General features: G+C 54.0%; 10 protein-coding genes, 6 tRNA genes and 2 rRNA genes. All 18 read left to right on the top strand.

Going from position 1 to position 14,303, the window contains the following annotated elements; all coding sequences use genetic code 11:
- The first annotated feature begins 65 nt into the window (after positions 1 to 65).
- The 18 genes from NMB39_RS02840 (at position 66) to rpoB (ending at position 14,279) form a co-directional block, all read left to right on the top strand.
- Positions 66 to 142, top strand: a tRNA-Ile gene (locus NMB39_RS02840).
- Positions 143 to 172: 30 nt separating this feature from the next.
- A tRNA-Ala gene (locus NMB39_RS02845) sits at positions 173 to 248 on the top strand.
- Between the two features lie 247 nt (positions 249 to 495).
- Positions 496 to 3,387: ribosomal RNA gene (locus NMB39_RS02850) — 23S ribosomal RNA — on the top strand.
- A gap of 157 nt (positions 3,388 to 3,544) precedes the next feature.
- Positions 3,545 to 3,660: ribosomal RNA gene (rrf, locus tag NMB39_RS02855) — 5S ribosomal RNA — on the top strand.
- A gap of 163 nt (positions 3,661 to 3,823) precedes the next feature.
- Positions 3,824 to 4,783, top strand: a complete 960-nt coding sequence (gene birA / locus NMB39_RS02860) for a bifunctional biotin--[acetyl-CoA-carboxylase] ligase/biotin operon repressor BirA (protein WP_057025349.1) — start codon at positions 3,824 to 3,826, stop codon at positions 4,781 to 4,783.
- Complete coding sequence (locus NMB39_RS02865; RefSeq protein ID WP_057025350.1) at positions 4,773 to 5,522, top strand: pantothenate kinase; 750 nt, start codon at positions 4,773 to 4,775, stop codon at positions 5,520 to 5,522. The genes birA and NMB39_RS02865 overlap by 11 nt, the downstream gene beginning before the upstream one ends.
- A 7-nt stretch (positions 5,523 to 5,529) precedes the next feature.
- Positions 5,530 to 5,976 carry a hypothetical protein gene (locus NMB39_RS02870; RefSeq protein ID WP_057025351.1) on the top strand — a complete coding sequence of 149 codons (447 nt, stop codon included), beginning with the start codon at positions 5,530 to 5,532 and terminating at the stop codon, positions 5,974 to 5,976.
- Between the two features lie 142 nt (positions 5,977 to 6,118).
- Positions 6,119 to 6,203: transfer RNA gene (locus NMB39_RS02875), tRNA-Tyr, on the top strand.
- Positions 6,204 to 6,226: 23 nt separating this feature from the next.
- Positions 6,227 to 6,300: transfer RNA gene (locus NMB39_RS02880), tRNA-Gly, on the top strand.
- A gap of 26 nt (positions 6,301 to 6,326) precedes the next feature.
- Positions 6,327 to 6,402: transfer RNA gene (locus tag NMB39_RS02885), tRNA-Thr, on the top strand.
- Positions 6,403 to 6,565: 163 nt separating this feature from the next.
- Positions 6,566 to 6,641, top strand: a tRNA-Trp gene (locus NMB39_RS02890).
- Positions 6,642 to 6,686: 45 nt separating this feature from the next.
- Entirely contained in the window at positions 6,687 to 7,055 is a 369-nt protein-coding gene (gene secE, locus NMB39_RS02895) for a preprotein translocase subunit SecE (protein ID WP_003194658.1), read from the top strand.
- Positions 7,056 to 7,064: 9 nt separating this feature from the next.
- Positions 7,065 to 7,598: a transcription termination/antitermination protein NusG gene (gene nusG, locus NMB39_RS02900; RefSeq protein ID WP_003176436.1), complete on the top strand. Its 534-nt coding sequence runs from the start codon at positions 7,065 to 7,067 to the stop codon at positions 7,596 to 7,598.
- A gap of 117 nt (positions 7,599 to 7,715) precedes the next feature.
- Entirely contained in the window at positions 7,716 to 8,147 is a 432-nt protein-coding gene (gene rplK, locus NMB39_RS02905) for a 50S ribosomal protein L11 (RefSeq protein WP_003176435.1), read from the top strand.
- Complete coding sequence (rplA, locus tag NMB39_RS02910; RefSeq protein WP_003176434.1) at positions 8,147 to 8,842, top strand: 50S ribosomal protein L1; 696 nt, start codon at positions 8,147 to 8,149, stop codon at positions 8,840 to 8,842. The genes rplK and rplA overlap by 1 nt, the downstream gene beginning before the upstream one ends.
- Positions 8,843 to 9,041: 199 nt before the next feature.
- Positions 9,042 to 9,542 carry a 50S ribosomal protein L10 gene (gene rplJ / locus NMB39_RS02915; RefSeq protein ID WP_003232405.1) on the top strand — a complete coding sequence of 167 codons (501 nt, stop codon included), beginning with the start codon at positions 9,042 to 9,044 and terminating at the stop codon, positions 9,540 to 9,542.
- A gap of 78 nt (positions 9,543 to 9,620) precedes the next feature.
- Positions 9,621 to 9,986, top strand: a complete 366-nt coding sequence (rplL, locus tag NMB39_RS02920; protein WP_003176432.1) for a 50S ribosomal protein L7/L12 — start codon at positions 9,621 to 9,623, stop codon at positions 9,984 to 9,986.
- Positions 9,987 to 10,205: 219 nt separating this feature from the next.
- Positions 10,206 to 14,279, top strand: coding sequence for a DNA-directed RNA polymerase subunit beta (rpoB, locus tag NMB39_RS02925; RefSeq protein WP_046069767.1), 4,074 nt, complete (start codon positions 10,206 to 10,208; stop codon positions 14,277 to 14,279).
- Positions 14,280 to 14,303 lie beyond the last annotated feature (24 nt).

The following is a 14,303-nucleotide window of genomic DNA, read 5'->3' on the forward strand; positions in this document are numbered from 1 at the left end:
GTTAGAGCGCACCCCATGCTTTGTGGTAAAGAGCAGGGTGAGGTCGGCCTTAGCAGCTCGAAATTGGGTCTGTAGCTCAGTTGGTTAGAGCGCACCCCTGATAAGGGTGAGGTCGGCAGTTCGAATCTGCCCAGACCCACCAATTTTGTGTGGGAAACGCCTGTAGAAATACGGGGCCATAGCTCAGCTGGGAGAGCGCCTGCCTTGCACGCAGGAGGTCAACGGTTCGATCCCGTTTGGCTCCACCACTACTGCTTCTGTTTGTATAAAGCTTAGAAATGAGCATTCCATCGCTGTGATGGTGAATGTTGATTTCTAGTCTTTGACTAGTTCGTTCTTTAAAAATTTGGGTATGTGATAGAAAGATAGACTGAACGTTACTTTCACTGGTAACGGATCAGGCTAAGGTAAAATTTGTGAGTTCTCTTAATTGAGAAATTCGAATTTTCGGCGAATGTCGTCTTCACAGTATAACCAGATTGCTTGGGGTTATATGGTCAAGTGAAGAAGCGCATACGGTGGATGCCTTGGCAGTCAGAGGCGATGAAAGACGTGGTAGCCTGCGAAAAGCTTCGGGGAGTCGGCAAACAGACTTTGATCCGGAGATGTCTGAATGGGGGAACCCAGCCATCATAAGATGGTTATCTTGTACTGAATACATAGGTGCAAGAGGCGAACCAGGGGAACTGAAACATCTAAGTACCCTGAGGAAAAGAAATCAACCGAGATTCCCTTAGTAGTGGCGAGCGAACGGGGACTAGCCCTTAAGTGGCTTTGAGATTAGCGGAACGCTCTGGAAAGTGCGGCCATAGTGGGTGATAGCCCTGTACGCGAAAATCTCTTAGTCATGAAATCGAGTAGGACGGAGCACGAGAAACTTTGTCTGAATATGGGGGGACCATCCTCCAAGGCTAAATACTACTGACTGACCGATAGTGAACTAGTACCGTGAGGGAAAGGCGAAAAGAACCCCGGAGAGGGGAGTGAAATAGATCCTGAAACCGTATGCGTACAAGCAGTGGGAGCCCACTTTGTTGGGTGACTGCGTACCTTTTGTATAATGGGTCAGCGACTTATTTTCAGTGGCGAGCTTAACCGAATAGGGGAGGCGTAGCGAAAGCGAGTCTTAATAGGGCGTCTAGTCGCTGGGAATAGACCCGAAACCGGGCGATCTATCCATGGGCAGGTTGAAGGTTGGGTAACACTAACTGGAGGACCGAACCGACTACCGTTGAAAAGTTAGCGGATGACCTGTGGATCGGAGTGAAAGGCTAATCAAGCTCGGAGATAGCTGGTTCTCCTCGAAAGCTATTTAGGTAGCGCCTCATGTATCACTGTAGGGGGTAGAGCACTGTTTCGGCTAGGGGGTCATCCCGACTTACCAAACCGATGCAAACTCCGAATACCTACAAGTGCCGAGCATGGGAGACACACGGCGGGTGCTAACGTCCGTCGTGAAAAGGGAAACAACCCAGACCGTCAGCTAAGGTCCCAAAGTTATGGTTAAGTGGGAAACGATGTGGGAAGGCTTAGACAGCTAGGAGGTTGGCTTAGAAGCAGCCACCCTTTAAAGAAAGCGTAATAGCTCACTAGTCGAGTCGGCCTGCGCGGAAGATGTAACGGGGCTCAAACCATACACCGAAGCTACGGGTATCACGTAAGTGATGCGGTAGAGGAGCGTTCTGTAAGCCTGTGAAGGTGAGTTGAGAAGCTTGCTGGAGGTATCAGAAGTGCGAATGCTGACATGAGTAACGACAATGGGTGTGAAAAACACCCACGCCGAAAGACCAAGGTTTCCTGCGCAACGTTAATCGACGCAGGGTTAGTCGGTCCCTAAGGCGAGGCTGAAAAGCGTAGTCGATGGAAAACAGGTTAATATTCCTGTACTTCTGGTTATTGCGATGGAGGGACGGAGAAGGCTAGGCCAGCTTGGCGTTGGTTGTCCAAGTTTAAGGTGGTAGGCTGAGATCTTAGGTAAATCCGGGATCTTAAGGCCGAGAGCTGATGACGAGTCATCTTTTAGATGACGAAGTGGTTGATGCCATGCTTCCAAGAAAAGCTTCTAAGCTTCAGGTAACCAGGAACCGTACCCCAAACCGACACAGGTGGTTGGGTAGAGAATACCAAGGCGCTTGAGAGAACTCGGGTGAAGGAACTAGGCAAAATGGCACCGTAACTTCGGGAGAAGGTGCGCCGGTGAGGGTGAAGGACTTGCTCCGTAAGCTCATGCCGGTCGAAGATACCAGGCCGCTGCGACTGTTTATTAAAAACACAGCACTCTGCAAACACGAAAGTGGACGTATAGGGTGTGACGCCTGCCCGGTGCCGGAAGGTTAATTGATGGGGTTAGCTAACGCGAAGCTCTTGATCGAAGCCCCGGTAAACGGCGGCCGTAACTATAACGGTCCTAAGGTAGCGAAATTCCTTGTCGGGTAAGTTCCGACCTGCACGAATGGCGTAACGATGGCGGCGCTGTCTCCACCCGAGACTCAGTGAAATTGAAATCGCTGTGAAGATGCAGTGTATCCGCGGCTAGACGGAAAGACCCCGTGAACCTTTACTATAGCTTTGCACTGGACTTTGAATTTGCTTGTGTAGGATAGGTGGGAGGCTTTGAAGCGTGGACGCCAGTCTGCGTGGAGCCAACCTTGAAATACCACCCTGGCAACTTTGAGGTTCTAACTCAGGTCCGTTATCCGGATCGAGGACAGTGTATGGTGGGTAGTTTGACTGGGGCGGTCTCCTCCTAAAGAGTAACGGAGGAGTACGAAGGTGCGCTCAGACCGGTCGGAAATCGGTCGTAGAGTATAAAGGCAAAAGCGCGCTTGACTGCGAGACAGACACGTCGAGCAGGTACGAAAGTAGGTCTTAGTGATCCGGTGGTTCTGTATGGAAGGGCCATCGCTCAACGGATAAAAGGTACTCCGGGGATAACAGGCTGATACCGCCCAAGAGTTCATATCGACGGCGGTGTTTGGCACCTCGATGTCGGCTCATCACATCCTGGGGCTGAAGCCGGTCCCAAGGGTATGGCTGTTCGCCATTTAAAGTGGTACGCGAGCTGGGTTTAGAACGTCGTGAGACAGTTCGGTCCCTATCTGCCGTGGACGTTTGAGATTTGAGAGGGGCTGCTCCTAGTACGAGAGGACCGGAGTGGACGAACCTCTGGTGTTCCGGTTGTCACGCCAGTGGCATTGCCGGGTAGCTATGTTCGGAATAGATAACCGCTGAAAGCATCTAAGCGGGAAACTAGCCTCAAGATGAGATCTCACTGGGACCTTGAGTCCCCTGAAGGGCCGTCGAAGACTACGACGTTGATAGGTTGGGTGTGTAAGCGCTGTGAGGCGTTGAGCTAACCAATACTAATTGCCCGTGAGGCTTGACCATATAACACCCAAGCAATTTGACTACTCTAACGAGCATCAGATTGCGGTGTGTGAAGACGAAATGAACCGAAAGTTCGAAGCTCACAAAACACCGACAACTGTCACATACCCAATTTGCTGAAGCGAGGCCAGCTGGTCACGACTCAGTACCCGAATTTCTTGACGACCATAGAGCATTGGAACCACCTGATCCCATCCCGAACTCAGTAGTGAAACGATGCATCGCCGATGGTAGTGTGGGGTTTCCCCATGTGAGAGTAGGTCATCGTCAAGATTAAATTCCGAAACCCCAATTGCGAAAGCAGTTGGGGTTTTGTTTTGGGCGCTCGGAAAATCTAAGAAATATCGCTTATGCCTTGAGTGCTAACGAACGGGCTTTCTATGCAATGACTCTATGCATGGCTATCATGCGTGCCTCATTGTGAGGCGATACCTGCATGCTGATGTTGTTGAAACTTCTGAAAGATGGTCGATTCCATTCTGGAGAGGCGCTTGGCGCTGCCCTGGGAATTAGTCGAAGTGCTGTGTGGAAGCAGCTCCAGCATCTTGAAGCCGAGATGAACCTGCCTATTCATAAGGTCCGTGGCCGTGGGTATCAATTGGCTGCGCCGCTGGTGTTTTTGAATGCAGAGGACATTTCTCTGGAGGCGGGTTCTCCAGCCTGGCCGGTTCACATTTACGATTCCGTTGATTCCACCAATGCCGAGGCTTTGCGTCTTGTGGAGTCGGGCTGCGTGCCACCCTTTGTTGTCTTGGCAGAACAACAAACGGCTGGAAGGGGGAGGCGTGGCCGAAAATGGGTCAGTCCATATGCGCAAAATCTTTATTACAGTCTCGTGTTGCGCATCGAAGGCGGCTTGCGACAGTTGGAGGGGTTGAGCCTCGTAGTGGGGTTGGCTGTCATGCGGGCTTTGCGCGAGTCGGGGGTCCAGGGTGCGGCTTTGAAGTGGCCAAACGACGTCTTGGTTGGGAGCAAGAAAATTTCTGGCATCTTGCTCGAGCTAGTCGGGGATCCTGGAGACATCTGTCACGTTGTGCTTGGCATCGGTATCAATGTGAATATGCAGAAGGCTGTTGAGGTCGATCAACAGTGGACGTCGATGCAGCTTGAGACTGGAACCTCTATTGACCGCAACCACCTGGTGGCGCGCCTGGGAGGACAGCTGCAAGTCTATCTTGATCGCCATAAGGCTACTGGTTTTGCCGGATTGCAAGAAGAGTGGGAGCAGCATCACTTGTGGCAGGCCAGGCCTGTATCTCTCATTGCCGGCACCAACCGGATTGAGGGGGTGGTACTGGGCGTGGATCGTCAGGGCGCCTTGCGTTTGAATGTCGATGGAGTTGAGAAAATATATAGCGGCGGTGAGCTAAGCCTGAGGTTGCGTGATGATTCTTGAGCTCGACTGTGGAAACAGCTTCATTAAATGGCGTGTACTTGAGTCGAGTGAGGCAAGCGCATGCGCGGAAGGCATAGCAGGTTCGGATGCATCATTGATTGACAGCTTGGTGGCTCTTCCCGATCTTCTGCTTACGCGTTGCCGATTAGTCAGTGTTCGTGCGCTTGAAGAAACCGACAAGCTGGTAGCTGCGTTGGTGGATGCATTTGGCGTTACCGTTTCATGTGCCGGCCCTGCGCGGGAAATGGCTGGGGTGCGCAACGGCTACGAAGATTTCGAGCGTCTCGGGCTTGATCGTTGGTTGGCGATGCTCGGGGCATTCAAATTGGCGTCAGGTGCATGCCTGGTGCTCGATTTTGGCACCGCGGCGACCGCAGATTTTATCAGTTCAGATGGTGAGCACCTGGGAGGGTTTATTTGCCCAGGCATGCCCCTCATGCGCAATCAGCTGCGTACCCATACGCGCAAGATACGTTATGGCGACGCGGCGGCTGAGAGGGCTCTGGAGCACCTCTCTCCGGGGCGGACCACCGTGGAGGCCGTCGAGCGAGGCTGTACGCTTATGCTTAGAGGGTTTGTGCTGACCCAGCTTGAGTTGGCGCGAAGCTACTGGGGTGACGATTTCACCGTCTTCCTGACAGGGGGGGATGCTGAGTTGGTCTCGGATGCTGCGCCCCAGGCTCAGCTGGTTCCGGACCTTGTATTTGTTGGTCTGGCGATGGCATGTCCTTTGTCTTGAGGTGATTATGCGTTGGCTGTTTTTGCTTTTACTTGTCCTCAATGCTTTCTATTACGTCTGGCATCAGCAAGAAGCTCCGTTGCGTGCCAAGGATGTCACGCCTTTGAGTCTTTATCGTGGAGCGCAGCAAGACATTCGGCTCTTGAGTGAATCTGCAGATGGGATGGCTCGGCGTGATCGAATAAAGCCATCTGATGGGCAAAATACCTGTCTATACATCGGTGGTTTCTCTGATCGGCGCCAAGCCCTATCTGTCGAGCAGCGACTGACGAGCCTGGATATAAAGGTCAAGGTTCAATTGTTGAGTGCGCCTGATGCCTCGGGTTACTGGTTGCGTGTAGCCCCTGAAAGCCGGCGCCTGGCTGATGATCTGCCGTTTGAAAACCTTGCTAAGGAATTCAATGAGTTAAAACATAAAATAATGCTGTGCGAAGGCATTGCAACTCTCGAATAGTTTGCATAGAATGGCGCCCGCTTCGCAGTGAAGACCTTTAAGGGCTACATAGCGAAGCGAAGGTCAACGCAGCTAACCTCATATTTTTAATGAGAAAATGCTTGACAGAAGGCCGGCGTGATGTAGAATGCCGGCTCGCTTAGGAGGGGTTCCCGAGCGGCCAAAGGGATCAGACTGTAAATCTGACGTCTACGACTTCGAAGGTTCGAATCCTTCCCCCTCCACCATTTTAGCGTGAGCTGCAAGCTCCGCGGGTATAGTTTAGTGGTAGAACCTCAGCCTTCCAAGCTGATGATGCGGGTTCGATTCCCGCTACCCGCTCCAAGTTTGCAGGTTGTGCACGGTGTTTTGCTCTTGTAGCTCAGTTGGTAGAGCACACCCTTGGTAAGGGTGAGGTCAGCGGTTCAAATCCGCTCAAGAGCTCCATATAACAAGGCAGATATGAAAATATCTGCCTTTGTTTTAACAGCTGCCTCGGCTTGTTTCGTGTTGTGTCTGGCTTTGGTTGTCGGATGATTTCAAGTCTGTTGGGGTTGGTTGTTGTAAAGTCTTTTTCAGGCCTGCATAATGGTCGGCCTGATTTTGTTTTAGGTCAGTAGCTCAATTGGCAGAGCGACGGTCTCCAAAACCGTAGGTTGGGGGTTCGATTCCCTCCTGACCTGCCAGATTCACGTGGTGTGTCTGGCTTTCTTTTCACAGGATCTTCATAGATGACTCCTAAGGCTGAAGCTCAAAGCTCTCGTTTCGATCTGGTCAAGTGGCTCGCTGTAGTCGCCTTGGTGGTCGTAGGCGTTGTTGGCAATCAGTACTATTCTGCTTCGCCGATCCTGTACCGTGTGCTCGCTTTGCTCGCCCTTGCTGCTGTAGCTGCCTTTGTAGGCCTGCAGACTGCCAAAGGCAAGTCTTTCGCGGTCCTGGTAAAGGAAGCTCGCACCGAAATACGTAAAGTCGTTTGGCCGACTCGCCAAGAAACCACGCAGACCACATTGATTGTCGTGGCTGTTGTTCTGGTTATGGCGTTGCTGTTGTGGGGGCTTGATTCCCTGCTCGGCTGGCTTGTTTCCTTGATTGTTGGCTAAGGGTGTCCCGTGGCTAAGCGTTGGTACGTTGTGCATGCTTACTCGGGTTACGAGAAGCATGTTATGCGCTCTTTGCTAGAGCGCGTAAAGCTTGCAGGCATGGAAGATGGCTTCGGCGAGATTCTGGTCCCCACTGAAGAAGTGGTTGAAATGCGCAATGGCCAGAAGCGCAAAAGCGAACGCAAGTTCTTCCCTGGCTACGTGCTGGTTCAGATGGACATGAATGAAGGTACTTGGCACTTGGTCAAGGACACTCCTCGTGTCATGGGTTTCATTGGCGGTACTGCTGATAAACCTGCTCCGATCACCGACAAAGAGGCGGAAGCAATTCTGCGTCGCGTTGCTGATGGTAGCGACAAGCCCAAGCCGAAGACGTTGTTCGAGCCGGGTGAGGTTGTTCGTGTGACTGATGGCCCATTTGCTGATTTCAATGGCACCGTCGAAGAAGTTAACTACGAAAAGAGCCGGATCCAAGTGGCAGTGCTCATTTTCGGTCGCTCTACTCCGGTAGAGTTGGAGTTCAGCCAGGTCGAGAAGGTCTAGCTGAGCAAGTATCCCAACCCCGCAGCCTTAGGCTGTGGGGTTTTGTCGTCACTGGGATAAACGCGCAAGTAACCGGGGAGCCTTTCGAGGCGTTTGAACCCGTAATTGGAGTGCCTCATGGCCAAGAAGATTACCGCTTACATCAAGCTGCAAGTGAAGGCCGCTCAGGCCAACCCAAGTCCACCCGTCGGTCCAGCTCTGGGTCAACACGGCGTGAACATCATGGAATTCTGCAAGGCCTTCAACGCCCGTACTCAGGGTCTTGAGCCAGGTCTGCCGACTCCTGTGATCATCACTGTATACAGCGATCGTAGCTTCACTTTCGAAACCAAGTCGACCCCGGCTTCGGTTCTGTTGAAGAAGGCTGCTGGTCTGACTAGCGGTTCCGCTCGTCCTAACACCGTTAAGGTTGGCACCGTAACTCGTGCTCAGCTGGAAGAAATCGCGAAAACCAAAAACGCGGATCTGACTGCAGCTGATATGGATGCAGCCGTGCGTACCATCGCCGGTTCTGCTCGTAGCATGGGCCTTAACGTGGAGGGTGTGTAATGGCTAAGCTGACCAAGCGCCAAAAGGCTATCGCCGGCAAGATCGAAGCAGGCAAGTCCTACAACTTTGTAGACGCTGCTGCCCTGCTGACCGAGCTGTCGACTGTCAAGTTCAGCGAGTCTGTTGACGTTGCTGTGAACCTGGGTGTTGACCCACGTAAATCTGACCAGGTCGTTCGTAGCGCTACTGTGCTGCCACACGGTACTGGCAAGACTGTACGTGTTGCCGTCTTCACCCAGGGCCCGGCAGCTGAAGCTGCTCTGGCAGCTGGCGCTGATCGCGTTGGCATGGACGACCTGGCCGCCGAAATGAAAGGCGGCGACCTGAACTACGACGTAGTTATTGCCTCCCCGGATGCAATGCGCGTAGTAGGTCAGTTGGGTCAGATCCTCGGCCCACGTGGTCTGATGCCTAACCCTAAGGTCGGTACCGTAACGCCAGACGTAGCTACCGCGGTTAAAAACGCCAAGGCTGGTCAGGTTCGTTATCGCACCGACAAAAACGGCATCATTCACACCTCCGTTGGCAAAGTCGGCTTCGATGCCGTCAAGCTGAAGGAAAACGTTGAAGCCCTGATCGCTGATCTGAAGCGTATCAAGCCGGCTTCCTCGAAAGGTATCTATGTCAAGCGCGTTACCCTGAGCACCACTATGGGCCCAGGCTTGGTCATCGACCAAGGCTCGCTGGACGTATAAGACACAAGTTGGCGCAAGCGATTGCGCCAATTGAAAGATTGGGGTCCCTGCCTGGCGGGGGCTATCCAAGACCGTAGGCGACGCAAGTCTTAAACCAACAAGCCTACGCAGATGGTGCTCCCGGTTCCTTACCGAATCAGACACCAAAACGACATCCGGCTCCGGCCAGATGAAACGGTAACAAGCAGGAGTTAAACCCGTGGCAATTAATCTCGAAGACAAGAAGGCCATCGTCGCTGAAGTCAACGAGGCTGCCAAAGCTGCTCTGTCCGCTGTCGTGGCTGATGCCCGTGGTGTGACAGTAGGCGCTATGACCGGACTCCGTAAAGAGGCTCGTGAAGCTGGCGTATACGTACGTGTTGTACGTAACACCCTGCTCAAGCGCGCTGTTGCTGACACTGAATACAGTGTTCTCAACGACGTGTTCACTGGCCCGACTCTGATTGCGTTCTCCAAGGATCATCCAGGCGCTGCTGCCCGTTTGTTCAAGGAATTCGCCAAGAGTCAGGATAAGTTCGAGATCAAGGCAGCTGCGTTCGAGGGCAAGTTCCTCGCAGCTAACCAAATCGACGTACTGGCAACACTGCCGACCCGCGACGAAGCCATTTCGCAGCTGATGAGCGTGATTCAAGGCGCTACCAGCAAGCTGGCTCGTACTCTGGCTGCAGTTCGCGAGCAAAAAGAAGCTGCCGCAGCCTAAGGCTGAGCAACCTCTCTCGCGTATTTTTGTTTATTTCGATGGCCGCGTAGGCCGTCCCCCAATTCAGGAAATACAGCAATGTCTATCTCCCAAGACGATATCCTCAACGCCGTAGCTGAAATGTCGGTTCTGCAGGTTGTTGAGCTGATCAAAGCTTTCGAAGAAAAATTCGGCGTTTCCGCTGCCGCTGCTTCCGCTGGCCCAGCTGTTGCTGCTGTTGCTGCTGAAGAGCAAACCGAATTCAACGTCATGCTGCTGGAAGCTGGCGAGAAGAAAGTAAACGTGATCAAGGCAGTACGTGAACTGACCGGTCTGGGCTTGAAAGAAGCCAAGGCTGTAGTTGACGGCGCTCCTGCCCAGGTTCTGGAAGCTGTGTCGAAAGACGCTGCTGACAAAGCCAAAGCTACTCTGGAAGAAGCAGGCGCTAAAGTCGAGCTGAAGTAAGCATCGACCTTGCGTCTCCAGCCCAAGCGTTAAGCTGAAGGCTGATGGCTGGTGGCTCTTGCCACCGGCCTTTTTCCGTTCTTGGCTGTCGACTCGGTCGCCGCCATTAACGCGCTGTAGCCACCCGATGCGGTGGTGCAAACCATGGGGTTTGCAAGATTTTCTGGCTGCTCCCGTCGGGAGGGCCAAACAAGCAGGTGACCAAGCTGGGGAACGCTGATGGCTTACTCATATACTGAGAAAAAACGTATCCGCAAGGACTTTAGCAAGTTGCCGGACGTCATGGATGTCCCGTACCTTCTGGCTATCCAGCTGGATTCGTATCGTGAATTCTTGCAGGCGGGAGCGACCAAAGATCAGTTCCGCGACGTGGGCCTGCATGCGGCCTTCAAATCCGTTTTCCCGATCATCAGCTACTCCGGCAATGCTGCGCTGGAGTACGTCGGTTATCGCCTGGGCGAACCGGCATTTGATGTCAAAGAATGCGTGTTGCGTGGCGTTACGTACGCCGTACCTTTGCGGGTAAAAGTCCGCCTGATCATTTTCGACAAAGAATCGTCGAACAAAGCGATCAAGGACATCAAAGAGCAAGAAGTCTACATGGGCGAAATCCCATTGATGACTGAGAACGGTACCTTCGTTATCAACGGTACCGAGCGTGTAATCGTTTCCCAGCTGCACCGTTCCCCGGGCGTGTTCTTCGACCACGACCGCGGCAAGACGCACAGCTCCGGCAAACTCCTGTACTCCGCGCGGATCATTCCGTACCGCGGTTCGTGGTTGGACTTCGAGTTCGATCCGAAAGACTGCGTGTTCGTGCGTATCGACCGTCGTCGCAAGCTGCCGGCCTCGGTACTGCTGCGTGCGCTCGGCTATACCACCGAGCAAGTGCTGGACGCTTTCTACACCACCAACGTATTCAGCCTGAAGGATGAAACCCTCAAGCTGGAGCTCATCGCTTCGCGTCTGCGTGGTGAAATTGCTGTCCTGGATATCCAGGATGAAAAAGGCAAGGTCATCGTTGAGGCTGGCCGTCGTATCACTGCGCGCCACATCAATCAGATCGAAAAAGCCGGTATCAAGGAGCTGGAAGTACCTCTGGACTATGTCCTGGGCCGTACTACCGCCAAGGTCATCGTTCATCCGGCCACAGGCGAAATCCTGGCCGAGTGCAACACCGAGCTGAACACCGAGATCCTGGCTAAAATCGCCAAGGCCCAGGTTGTTCGCATCGAGACCCTGTACACCAACGACATCGACTGCGGTCCGTTCATCTCCGACACACTGAAGATCGACTCCACCAGCAACCAATTGGAAGCGCTGGTCGAGATCTATCGCATGATGCGTCCTGGCGAGCCACCAACCAAAGACGCTGCCGAAACCCTGTTCAACAACCTGTTCTTCAGCCCTGAGCGCTATGACCTGTCTGCGGTCGGCCGGATGAAGTTCAACCGTCGTATCGGTCGTACCGAGATCGAAGGTTCGGGTGTGCTGTGCAAGGAAGACATCGTTGCGGTCTTGAAGACCCTGGTCGACATCCGTAACGGCAAAGGCATCGTCGATGACATCGACCACCTGGGTAACCGTCGTGTTCGCTGCGTTGGCGAAATGGCCGAGAACCAGTTCCGCGTTGGCCTGGTACGTGTTGAGCGTGCGGTCAAAGAGCGTCTGTCGATGGCAGAAAGCGAAGGCCTGATGCCGCAAGACCTGATCAACGCCAAGCCAGTGGCTGCGGCGGTGAAAGAGTTCTTCGGTTCCAGCCAGCTCTCGCAGTTCATGGACCAGAACAACCCGCTCTCCGAGATCACCCACAAGCGCCGTGTCTCTGCACTGGGCCCGGGCGGTCTGACCCGTGAGCGCGCAGGCTTCGAAGTTCGTGACGTACACCCGACGCACTACGGTCGTGTTTGCCCGATCGAAACGCCGGAAGGTCCGAACATCGGTCTGATCAACTCCTTGGCCGCTTATGCGCGCACCAACCAGTACGGCTTCCTTGAGAGCCCGTACCGTGTGGTGAAAGAGGGTCTGGTCACCGACGAGATCGTATTCCTGTCCGCTATCGAAGAAGCTGATCATGTGATCGCTCAGGCTTCGGCCACGATGAACGACAAGAAAGTCCTGATCGACGAACTGGTAGCTGTTCGTCACTTGAACGAGTTCACCGTCAAGGCGCCGGAAGACGTCACCTTGATGGACGTTTCGCCGAAGCAGGTAGTTTCGGTTGCAGCGTCGCTGATCCCGTTCCTGGAACACGATGACGCCAACCGTGCGTTGATGGGTTCCAACATGCAGCGTCAAGCTGTACCGACCCTGCGTGCCGACAAGCCGCTGGTAGGTACCGGCATGGAGCGCAACGTAGCCCGTGACTCCGGCGTTTGCGTCGTGGCTCGTCGTGGTGGCGTGATCGACTCTGTTGATGCCAGCCGTATCGTGGTTCGTGTTGCCGATGACGAAGTTGAAACCGGTGAAGCTGGTGTCGACATCTACAACCTGACCAAGTACACCCGTTCTAACCAGAACACCTGCATTAACCAGCGTCCGCTGGTGCGTAAGGGTGATCGCGTTCAGCGTAGCGACATCATGGCCGATGGCCCGTCCACCGACATGGGTGAGCTGGCACTGGGTCAGAACATGCGTATCGCGTTCATGGCCTGGAACGGCTACAACTTCGAAGACTCCATCTGTCTGTCGGAGCGCGTTGTTCAGGAAGACCGTTTCACCACGATCCACATTCAGGAACTGACCTGTGTGGCACGTGACACCAAGCTTGGGCCAGAGGAAATCACTGCGGACATCCCTAACGTGGGTGAAGCCGCACTGAACAAGCTGGACGAAGCCGGTATCGTTTATGTAGGTGCTGAAGTTGGCGCAGGCGACATCCTGGTCGGTAAAGTCACTCCGAAAGGCGAGACCCAGCTGACTCCGGAAGAAAAACTGCTGCGTGCCATCTTCGGTGAAAAAGCCAGCGACGTTAAAGACACCTCCCTGCGTGTACCTACCGGTACCAAAGGTACTGTCATCGACGTACAGGTCTTCACCCGCGACGGCGTTGAGCGTGATGCTCGTGCACTGTCCATCGAGAAGACCCAGCTCGACGAGATCCGCAAGGACCTGAACGAAGAGTTCCGTATCGTTGAAGGCGCGACCTTCGAACGTCTGCGTTCCGCTCTGGTAGGCCACAAGGCTGAAGGCGGCGCAGGTCTGAAGAAAGGTCAGGACATCACCGACGAAATCCTCGACGGTCTTGAGCATGGCCAGTGGTTCAAACTGCGCATGGCTGAAGATGCTCTGAACGAGCAGCTCGAGAAGGCTCAGGCCTATATCGTTGATCGTCGTCGTCTGCTGGACGACAAGTTCGAAGACAAGAAGCGCAAACTGCAGCAGGGCGATGACCTGGCTCCAGGCGTGCTGAAAATCGTCAAGGTTTACCTGGCAATCCGTCGCCGCATCCAGCCGGGCGACAAGATGGCCGGTCGTCACGGTAACAAAGGTGTGGTCTCCGTGATCATGCCGGTTGAAGACATGCCGCACGATGCCAATGGCACCCCGGTCGACGTCGTCCTCAACCCGTTGGGCGTACCTTCGCGTATGAACGTTGGTCAGATCCTTGAAACCCACCTGGGCCTCGCGGCCAAAGGTCTGGGCGAAAAGATCAACCGCATGATCGAAGAGCAGCGCAAGGTCGCAGACCTGCGTAAGTTCCTGCACGAGATCTACAACGAGATCGGCGGTCGCAACGAAGAGCTGGATACCTTCTCCGACCAGGAAATCCTGGACCTGGCGAAGAACCTGCGCGGCGGCGTTCCAATGGCTACCCCGGTGTTCGACGGTGCCAAGGAAAGCGAAATCAAGGCCATGCTCAAGCTGGCAGACTTGCCAGAAAGCGGCCAGATGCAGCTGTTCGACGGCCGTACCGGCAACAAGTTCGAGCGTCCGGTTACTGTTGGCTACATGTACATGCTGAAGCTGAACCACTTGGTAGACGACAAGATGCACGCTCGTTCTACTGGTTCGTACAGCCTGGTTACCCAGCAGCCGCTGGGTGGTAAGGCTCAGTTCGGTGGTCAGCGTTTCGGGGAGATGGAGGTTTGGGCACTGGAAGCATACGGTGCTGCATACACTCTGCAAGAAATGCTCACAGTGAAGTCGGACGATGTGAACGGTCGTACCAAGATGTACAAAAACATCGTGGACGGCGATCACCGTATGGAGCCGGGCATGCCCGAGTCCTTCAACGTGTTGATCAAAGAAATTCGTTCCCTCGGCATCGATATCGATCTGGAAACCGAATAACACGTGACGCGAATCGAGAGCGGA

This window comes from Pseudomonas sp. FBCC-B545 (assembly GCF_059134095.1).

Excerpts from the sequence above, each read along its gene's own strand:
- secE (WP_003194658.1), top strand. The coding sequence starts at position 6,687 with ATGACTCCTAAGGCTGAAGCTCAAAGCTCTCGTTTCGATCTGGTCAAG.
- rpoB (WP_046069767.1), top strand. The coding sequence starts at position 10,206 with ATGGCTTACTCATATACTGAGAAAAAACGTATCCGCAAGGACTTTAGC.
- birA (WP_057025349.1), top strand. The coding sequence starts at position 3,824 with ATGCTGATGTTGTTGAAACTTCTGAAAGATGGTCGATTCCATTCTGGA.
- NMB39_RS02870 (WP_057025351.1), top strand. The coding sequence starts at position 5,530 with ATGCGTTGGCTGTTTTTGCTTTTACTTGTCCTCAATGCTTTCTATTAC.
- rplA (WP_003176434.1), top strand. The coding sequence starts at position 8,147 with ATGGCTAAGCTGACCAAGCGCCAAAAGGCTATCGCCGGCAAGATCGAA.
- NMB39_RS02865 (WP_057025350.1), top strand. The coding sequence starts at position 4,773 with ATGATTCTTGAGCTCGACTGTGGAAACAGCTTCATTAAATGGCGTGTA.
- rplL (WP_003176432.1), top strand. The coding sequence starts at position 9,621 with ATGTCTATCTCCCAAGACGATATCCTCAACGCCGTAGCTGAAATGTCG.
- rplK (WP_003176435.1), top strand. The coding sequence starts at position 7,716 with ATGGCCAAGAAGATTACCGCTTACATCAAGCTGCAAGTGAAGGCCGCT.